The organism is Micromonospora sp. NPDC050187, from assembly GCF_044459745.1.
Classification (GTDB): Bacteria; Actinomycetota; Actinomycetes; order Mycobacteriales; family Micromonosporaceae; genus Micromonospora.
The window spans coordinates 1-8,881 of the sequence record NZ_JBITJH010000048.1 but is presented as its reverse complement, the minus strand read 5'-3'; the positions used below and the strand labels follow the sequence as shown (position 1 = coordinate 8,881).

The window sequence follows — 8,881 nt, the reverse complement described above, 5'->3', positions numbered from 1 at the left end:
CCACTTACCGGGACTCGCCGTGGCATACACCGTCGCACCCAAATGCTGCGCGAGCTGGATCGCCGCCATACCCACACCACCCGCACCCGAGTGGATCAACACCGACTCACCCGCCCGCAGACCCGCCAGGTCACGCAGGGCGTAGTACGCGGTCAGGAACACCAGCGGGACGGAGGCGGCCCGGGTGTACGACCAGCCGGCGGGGATCTTCGCCACCCGCTCCCGCTGGGCGACCACCTGGGGGCCGAAGCCGGGCTCGAACATGCCCATGATCCGGTCGCCGGGCACGAGGTCGTCGACGTCGGGGCCGACCTCCAGCACGACGCCCGCGCCCTCGCTGCCCATCCGGGCGGCCGGATCGGGGTACATGCCGAGCGCGATCAGCACGTCGCGGAAGTTCACGCCCGTGGCCCGTACGGCGATCCGCACCTGCCCCGGTCCGAGCGCGAGAGTCGGGGCGGGCACCAGGTCGATGCCGTCCAGCGTGCCGGGCGTGACCGGCGCGAGGTGCCAGAGGCCCGACGCCGGGGGCACCAGAGCGTCGCCGGCAAGGCGGGTCAGCCGGGGTACGAGCACGGTGCCGCCCCGGAACGCGAGCTGCCCGCCGGTCGGGGCCGGGTCGCCGGCCACCGCCGTGAGCACCGCCAGCGTGTCGGCGTCGGGCCCACGGTCGAGGTCGGCCAGGACGATCCGGCCCGGGTGCTCCGACTGCGCCGAGCGCAGCAGACCCCACACCGCCGTGCCGGCCGGATCGGTCACCCGTTCCTCGTCACCGACCGTCATCGCACCCTCGGTGAGCACCACCAGTCGGGAGTCGGCGAGCGCGTCGGCGACGAGCCACGACTGTACGGCCGTCAGGACGTCCGTCGTCAGCGCCCGCACCGCCTCCGGGACCGGGAGCCCGGCGACTCCCCGCACCGGCAGCAGCAGCACCTCCGGCGACGGTTCCCCCGCCTCGACGGCGGCGAGCAGCGCCGCGACGTCCCCGTACGCCGGCACTCCCGGCAGGCCGACGCCGAGCGCGGCGGCATCGGCGGTCAGGATCGCGGCGCTGGCCGGCCCCTCGGCCGGCGTGACGTCCTCGACGTGCCAGGACACCTCGAACAGGGAGCGGTCGGCGAGGCTCGGCGCGGAGACGGCACCCATCTCCCGCAGCACGAGGGAGTCCACCGACACCACCGGCGCACCCGACTCGTCCACCGCCACCAGACGCACACCCGAACCGGACCGGCTCAGCCGCACCCGCAGCACCCGCGCACCCGACGCATGCACCTGCACACCCTCGAACGCGAACGGCACCCGAGGACCCGAACCCGAACCCGCATCCAACAACCCGATCGGATGCAACGCCGCATCCAACAACGCCGGATGCACCCCGAACCCCGACACATCCGCCGGCCCCTGCGGCAGAGCCACCTCGGCGAACACCTCGCCGTCACCCGACCACACCCGACGCAACCCCTGGAACACCGGCCCGTACGACAGACCGTGCTCCGCGAAGGCCGGGTACCAGCCGGCGAGGTCCACCTCGGACGGCCCGGCCGGCGGCCAGGCCGCCAGGACCGGCTCGTCGGCCGACGCGGGCTCGAGCACACCCTCGGCGTGCCGGACCCACTCGGCGTCGGCGTCCTCGTCGAGCTGCGAGTACACCGCCACGTCCCGAGCACCGGTGCCGTCGGCATCGCCGACCCGCACCTGCACCCGGACCCCACCCGAGGCGGGCAGCGTCAACGGCGCGGCGATCGTCAGCTCCCGAACCCGCGACGCACCGACCTCGTCGCCGGCCCGCACCACCAGTTCCACCAGCGCGGTGCCCGGCACCACCACCGAACCCGACACCACGTGATCGGCCAACCAGGCGTGCGACGACACCGACAACCGGCCCGTCAGCACCACTCCGCCGTCACCGGCCAGCCGCACGGCCGCGCCCAACAGCGGATGCCCCGCGACGCCCAGACCCGCACCCGACACGTCGCCGACCTGCCAGGTCGCCGTCTCGGGCCAGAACCGCTCCCGCTGGAACGCGTACGTCGGCAGCTCCACCCGCGTCGCGCCGGTGTCGGCGAACCAGGGCGTCCAGGTCACCGGTACGCCGTGGACGTGCAGGTCGGCGAGGGCGTGCAGCAGGCCGGTGACCTCGGGCCGGTCCCGTCGCTGGGCGGCGACGGCGAGGATGTCGTCGTCGCCGGGCAGGGCGTCGGCGGTCATCGCGGTCAGGACGCTCTGCGGGCCGATCTCCAGGAAGGTGTCCACCCCGGCGGCGCGCAGCGCGGTCACCCCGGCGGCGTACCGGACCGCGTCGACGACGTGGCGCACCCAGTAGTCGGGGGTACGGAGGTCGTCGCCGTCGGCGAGCGCGCCGGTCAGGTTCGACACCACCGGCAGCACCGGCGCGGCGAAGGTGAGTCGGGTCAGCAGGGTCCGGAACTTCGCCAGCATCGGTTCCATCAGCGGACTGTGGAACGCGTGGCTGACCGTCAGTCGGCGGGTCCGCACCCCCCGCTTCCGCCAGGTGTGCTCCACCTCGTCCAGCGCCTCGACCGCGCCGGAGACGACGACGGCTTCCGGGCCGTTGACGGCGGCGATGCCAAGCCGGTCGGTCAGCCCCTCGATCGAGGCGGCCACCTCGGACTCCGGCGCCGCGACCGCGAGCATGCCACCGCCGGCGGGCAGGGCCTGCATCAACCGGCCCCGAGCGGCGACGAGGGCGCAGGCGTGCTCCAGGGAGAGCACTCCGGCCACGTGCGCGGCCACGATCTCACCGACGGAGTGTCCGCCCACGAAGTCGGGCACCACACCGAACGACTCCACCAGACGGAACAGCGCCACCTCGACCGCGAACAACCCGGCCTGCGTGAACACCGTCTGGTCCAGCAGAGCCGCCTCGGCCGAGCCCTCGGTGGCGAACAGCACGGTCCTCAGCGGCTGCGGCAGGGCCCGGTCGAGGTGCCCGCACACCTCGTCGAAGGCGGCGGCGAACACCGGGAACGCCTCGTACAGCTCCCGACCCATCCCGGCACGCTGCGCGCCCTGACCGGAGAAGAGCACCGCGAGCGGACCCCGTTCGGCCGCGTGACCGGTGACCACCGCGCTGGACGGTTCGCCCGCTGCGAGGGCGCGCAGTCCGGCCAGCAGGTCGTCGCGGCCGGTGGCGGCGAGGACGGCCCGGCTGTCCAGGGTGGCCCGCGAGGTGACCGACGTGAACGCGACGTCCAACGGGCGCAGGTCCTCGTCGCTGTCCAGCCAGGCCGCCCAGCGGCCAGCCTGGGCGGTGAGCGCGACGGGGTTCGCGGCGGAGAGCAGGACCGGAACCGCCGGCAGCGTCCGCGCGGAGAATGCGTCGTCGGTCGCGGGTTCGGGCGTGGGTGCCTGTTCCAGGACGAGGTGGGCGTTGGTGCCGCTCATGCCGAACGACGAGACGGCGGCCCGACGGGGCCGGTCCGCCTCGGGCCAGGGGCGGGCCTCGGCGAGCAGTTCGACCGCGCCGGCCGTCCAGTCGACGTGCGGGGTGGGCTGGTCGACGTGCAGGGTGCGCGGCAGGACACCGTGCCGCATCGCCATGACCATCTTGATCACGCCGGCCACCCCGGCCGCCGCCTGCGTGTGCCCGAGGTTCGACTTGAGAGAGCCGAGCCAGAGCGGCCGGTCGGTCGGGCGTTCCCGGCCGTACGTGGCGAGCAGCGCCTGGGCCTCGATCGGGTCACCGAGGCGGGTGCCGGTGCCGTGCGCCTCGACGACGTCGACATCGGCGGGAGTGAGTCGGGCGCTGTCGAGGGCCTGCCGGATGACGCGCTGCTGCGCGGGGCCGTTCGGGGCGGTGAGGCCGCTGCTGGCCCCGTCCTGGTTGACGGCGCTGCCCCGGATGACGGCGAGTACGGGGTGGCCGTTGCGCCGGGCGTCGGAGAGCCGCTCGACGAGCACCATGCCGACGCCCTCGGCCCAGCCGGTGCCGTCCGCGTCGGCGGAGAACGCCTTGCAGCGCCCGTCGGAGGCGAGGCCACGCTGGCGGGAGAACTCGACGAAGCCACCGGGGGTGGCCATCACGCTGACGCCACCGGCCACGGCGAGGGTGCACTCGCCGTCCCGCAGGGCCTGACTGGCCAGGTGCAGGGCCACCAGGGAGGACGAGCAGGCGGTGTCGATGGTGACGGCCGGGCCCTCCAGGCCGAACGTGTAGGCGAGCCGGCCGGAGATGACGCTCGCGGCGGTGCCGGTCAGCACGTACCCCTCGACGCCCTCGGGAAGGCGGCGCAGGACGGACGCGTAGTCCTGTCCGGCGGTGCCGACGAACACCCCGGTACGGCTGCCGCGCAGCGTGTCCGCGTCGATGCCGGAGCGTTCGAAGACCTCCCAGGTGGTCTCCAGCAGCAGCCGCTGCTGGGGGTCCATGGCGAGGGCCTCGCGGGGCGAGATGCCGAACAGGGTGGGATCGAAGTGGCCGGCGTCGCGCAGGAAGCCGCCCCGGTCGCTGTACGAGGTGCCGGGATGGTCCGGATCCGGGTGGTACAGCTCGGCCAGGTTCCAGCCACGGTCGGTGGGGAACGTCCCGGTCGCGTCCGTGCCGGCGGCGACGAGGTCCCACAGCTCCTCGGGCGAGCTGACGCCGCCGGGGAACCGGCAGGCCATGCCGACGACGGCGATCGGCTCGGGTTCGGCGTCCTCCAGTTCCCGCAGGCGCCGGTGCGCCTGGCGGAGTTCGGTGGTCACCCACTTCAGGTGTTCGAGGAGCTTCTCTTCGTCCGCCATGATCCACCCGCCCGGAACTTGCTACCGATCGATTTCCGCCGAACACTGAGGAAGCCATCGATCCGGCCCGGCATCTTCGACCGGGAGCGACCGATGGCGACACGGACGTGCACTCACCGCTTCAATGTCTGTTCCTCACCGCTGACCACCCGCACGCCACCGCACCCTCCGACCCCGGGATGCCGGCATCCGACCGCTACCGTGAGTGGACGGTACTGAGCGGTGAACTGCCGCCCAACCCCTAGGGACCCCTCATTCAGCTGTGGCTGGCGGGCCCTCGGTCGGGCCGGATAACAGCAGCCTGAGGGCGGTCGGAACGTCCCGGACCAGCTTCGGCGCGAGCGGTCAGCCGAGGTGCCGGACGGGGGCCGGCAGGAGCGGCCGTAGCTGGCCCGGGGCGGTGGCGCGGCGACGCCACTCACGCGGGTAGCCGACCGACACCTCCTCGAAGCGCACGCCGTCGTACCAGGTGGTGCGCGGAATGTGCAGGTGGCCGTAGACGGCTACCCGGGCCTCGTAGCGTAGGTGCCAGTCCGCCGTGAGGTCGGTGCCGCACCACTGGGCGAACTCGGGGAACCGCAGGATGCGGGTCGGCTCGCGGACCAGCGGGTAGTGGTTGACCAGGACGGTGGGCAGTCCGTCACGCTCCGCGTCGAGCCGCCGTTCGGTCTGGATGACCCGGGCCCGGCACCAGGCGTCCCGGCTCGGATACGGGTCCGGGTGCAGCAGGATCTCGTCGGTGCAGACCACGCCGGTCTCGTGCGCCCGCGCCAGCGCCTGTTCCCGGGTGTACGTCCCCGGGGGCCGCCACGTGTAGTCGTAGCCGACGAAGAGCGGGGCGATCAGGACGGGGTCGCCGCCGTCGGGATCCCACACCGGGTACGGATCCTCCGGGGTGACCACGCCCAGTCGGCGGCACAGCTCGACCAGGTGCCGGTAGCGCGCCTCGCCGCGCAGCTGCACGACGTCGTCCCGGGGTGTCCACAGCTCGTGGTTGCCCGGCGCCCAGATCACCTTGGCGAAACGCTCGCTGAGCAGGCGGAGCGCCCACTCGATGTCGGCGACGAACTCGCCGACGTCACCGGCGACGATCAGCCAGTCCCCGTCGTTGCCGGGGCGCAGACCCTCGACGATCGCGCGGTTCTCCGCGTACACGACGTGGAGGTCGCTGATCGCGAGAAGTTGGCGGACGTAGGTCACACGGAACCTCCCGTACCTCCGGGCACCCGCGCGCACCCCATCGTCCGTCCCGCGTACCGACCGGGGACGACCACCTGACGGGCTCCGACCCTACGGAGCCCGTCAGGTGATGGCACACCCCTAGATGGGCAGGGCGCACCCCTAGGGTGGCTGGCGGTCACTGTTTGCCGAACTCCCGCTGGATGATGTCGAAGATGTCGTCCTCCGTGGCGCTGGCCAGGTCCTCGGCCACGTCGACCGGTTCCCCGGCGGGCGCCGGAGCGGCTGCCGTCGCCACCGCGCCGCCCCGCCACCGGGCGACCAGTTCCTCCAGCCGGCGGGTGATCTCCGCGTCGTCGCGCCGGTCCCCGGAGACCGCGCGCAGCATCTGGTCGAGCCGCTCGATCTCGGCGACGACCGGGCTGGCCGCCCCGTGCGGCACCAGCTCGGCGCGCAGCTGCGCGGCGAGCGCTGCCGGCGTCGGGTGGTCGAAGACCAGGGTGGTCGGCAGGGTCAGCCCGGTCTCGGCGGTGAGCCGGTTGCGCAGCTCGACGGCGGTGAGCGAGTCGAAACCGGATTCCAGGAAGCCCCGCCCGGCCCGGATCGCGGCCGGGGTGCGGTGCCCCAGGACGGTGGCCGCGGTCCCGCGTACCAGGTCGAGCAGAATGCGCTCCTGCTCGGCGTCCCCGGCGGCGGCGAGCCGGTCCCGCAGGGCCTGCGGTGCCCCGGCATCCGCCGCCGGCGTCTCGGGCTGGCCGGCGGTGCCGGCCTCCGGGATGCCGTCGAGCAGCGGGCTGGGGCGCAGGGCGGTGAAGGAGGCGGCGAAGCGGTCCCAGGCCACGTCGGCGACGACCACCGAGACGTCGTCCCGGTCCAGGGCGCCCTGCAACGCGGTGACCGCCAACTCCGGATCCATCGCCGGCAGACCACGCCGGGCCAACTGCTCCTGCTGTTCGCCGTGGGCCATGCCGGCACCGGCCCACGGGCCCCAGGCCACGGCGGTGCCGACGGCACCCCGGTCACGGCGGCGCGCGACCAGCCCGTCCAGGTACGCGTTGGCCGCCGCGTAGCCGGCCTGCCCCGCCGAACCCCACACCCCGGCGATGGACGAGAACACCACGAACGCGTCCAGTTCGTCGGACAGCAACCCGTCGAGGTGGGCCGCGCCGTCGACCTTGGCCCGGAGCACGTCGGACAGCTCCTCGGCGGTCATCTCGGCGAGCGGGACGGACTGTGCCGCCCCGGCGGCGTGCACGACGGCCCGCACCGGATCGCCCTGACCGGCCAGATCGTCCAGTAGCGCCGCGACCTGAGTGCGGTCGGCCACGTCACACGCGGCGACCGTCACCCGCGCACCCGACGCCCGCAACCGCTCGGCCAACTCCGCCGCACCCGGAGCCCGCTCACCACGACGACTCGTCAACACCACATGCCCGGCACCCGCACCGACCGCCCACTCCGCCACCCGCGAACCGAGCGCCCCCGTACCACCGGTGACCAACACCGTCCCCGACAACCGGAAGGCCCGACGCACCGGATCACCCGAGGCACGCACCAACCGCCGAACGAACACCCCCGACGACCGCACCGCAACCTGATCCTCGGTGCCGGCCGTGGCCATCGCGCAGAACCGGCGGACAGCCCGCTCGTCCACCTCCTGCGGCAGATCCACCAGGCCACCCCACCGACGCGACTCCTCCAACGCCGCCACCCGACCGAGACCCCACACCGCAGCCCCGACCTCATCCACCGGACCGTCGGACGCACCCAGCGACACCGCACCCCGGGTCACCCACCACACCCGACCGCCCACGCCAGCGATATCCAACGCCTGCACCACCGCCAGCGCCTCACCCACGCCCGCACCCGCCAGCGACAGCAACGACACCACGCCGGTGACCTCGCCGACGTCGCGGAGGGCCTTCGTCACCAGTTCGCGGTCGTCGGCCGGGCCGTCGAGCGGCACCGGGCGGACCTCCGCGCCGGCTGCGGTCAGCCCGTCGGTCACGGCCGTGACCAGCGCGCCGTCCAGGCCGAGGTACGGCACCAGCAGCAGCCACGTGCCGGACAGCGCCGGCTCGGCATCCGGTACGGCGGTCCAGTCGATCCGGTAGCGCCAGGAGTCGGCGGTGGAGCGCTGCTGCCCCTCCCGCCGCCACCGGGCCAGCTTCGGCAGCAACGCACTCAACGGCTGATCCGCGTCGAGCCGGAACTCCTCCCCCAGCCCGGCCAGATCCTCCCGTTCCACCGCCGCCCAGAACCGCTCGTCGCTCGCGGAAGCGGAGGCGGAGGAGGCAGCAATGGCCGGCGGGGTGTCGTGCAGCCAGTAGCGCTGCCGTTGGAAGGCGTAGGTGGGCAGGTCGATCGTCCGAGGCTGCTGACCGGTGTGGGTGAACCAGCCCGTCCAGTCCACCGGAGTACCCGTCACGTGCAACCGGGCCAGAGCCGTGACCAGCGCGGTCGCCTCCGACTGGTCCCGCCGCAACGCCGGGACCAGATGCACCGTCCGGTCGGTCGGAGTGTCGGCGGCCATCGCCGTCAACGTCGCATCCGGCCCCACCTCCAGGAACGTGGTCACCCCCAGGCCATGCAGCGTGGCCACCCCGTCGGCGAACCGCACCGCCTCCCGGACGTGCCGCACCCAGTACTCCGGACCCGCGATCTCCACCGGATCCGCGACCCGCCCGGTCAGATTCGACACGACCGGCACCCTCGGCACAGACCAACTCAGACCCGCGATGGCAGCCCGGAACCCGCCCAGCATCGGCTCCATCAACCGCGAATGAAACGCATGACTCACCGACAAGCGCTTAGCCCGCCAACCCCGCTCGGCGCACAGCTCCGCCACCCGATCCAGATCCGCCACCGGACCCGACAGCACCACCGAACGGGGACCGTTCACCGCCGCCACGTCGACACCATCGCCGACCAGCTCCCGCACCTCGGCCTCAGGCGC

At 73.5% G+C, this 8,881-nt stretch carries 3 protein-coding genes; all 3 read right to left on the bottom strand.

The genetic code is table 11. The features are described 5' to 3' along the window. Nucleotides 1-4,746, bottom strand: a 4,746-nt coding sequence (locus tag ACIBJE_RS31450; protein WP_396753913.1) for a beta-ketoacyl synthase N-terminal-like domain-containing protein, incomplete at its 3' end; no start/stop codon positions are given. 345 nt (nt 4,747-5,091) lie between these two features. Next, entirely contained in the window at nt 5,092-5,946 is an 855-nt protein-coding gene (locus tag ACIBJE_RS31445; protein ID WP_396753912.1) for a metallophosphoesterase family protein, read from the bottom strand. 157 nt (nt 5,947-6,103) lie between these two features. Beyond that, a complete protein-coding gene (locus ACIBJE_RS31440) occupies nt 6,104-8,866 on the bottom strand; it encodes an SDR family NAD(P)-dependent oxidoreductase (RefSeq protein ID WP_396753914.1) in 2,763 nt (920 codons plus the stop codon). Between the last annotated feature and the right edge of the window lie 15 nt (nt 8,867-8,881).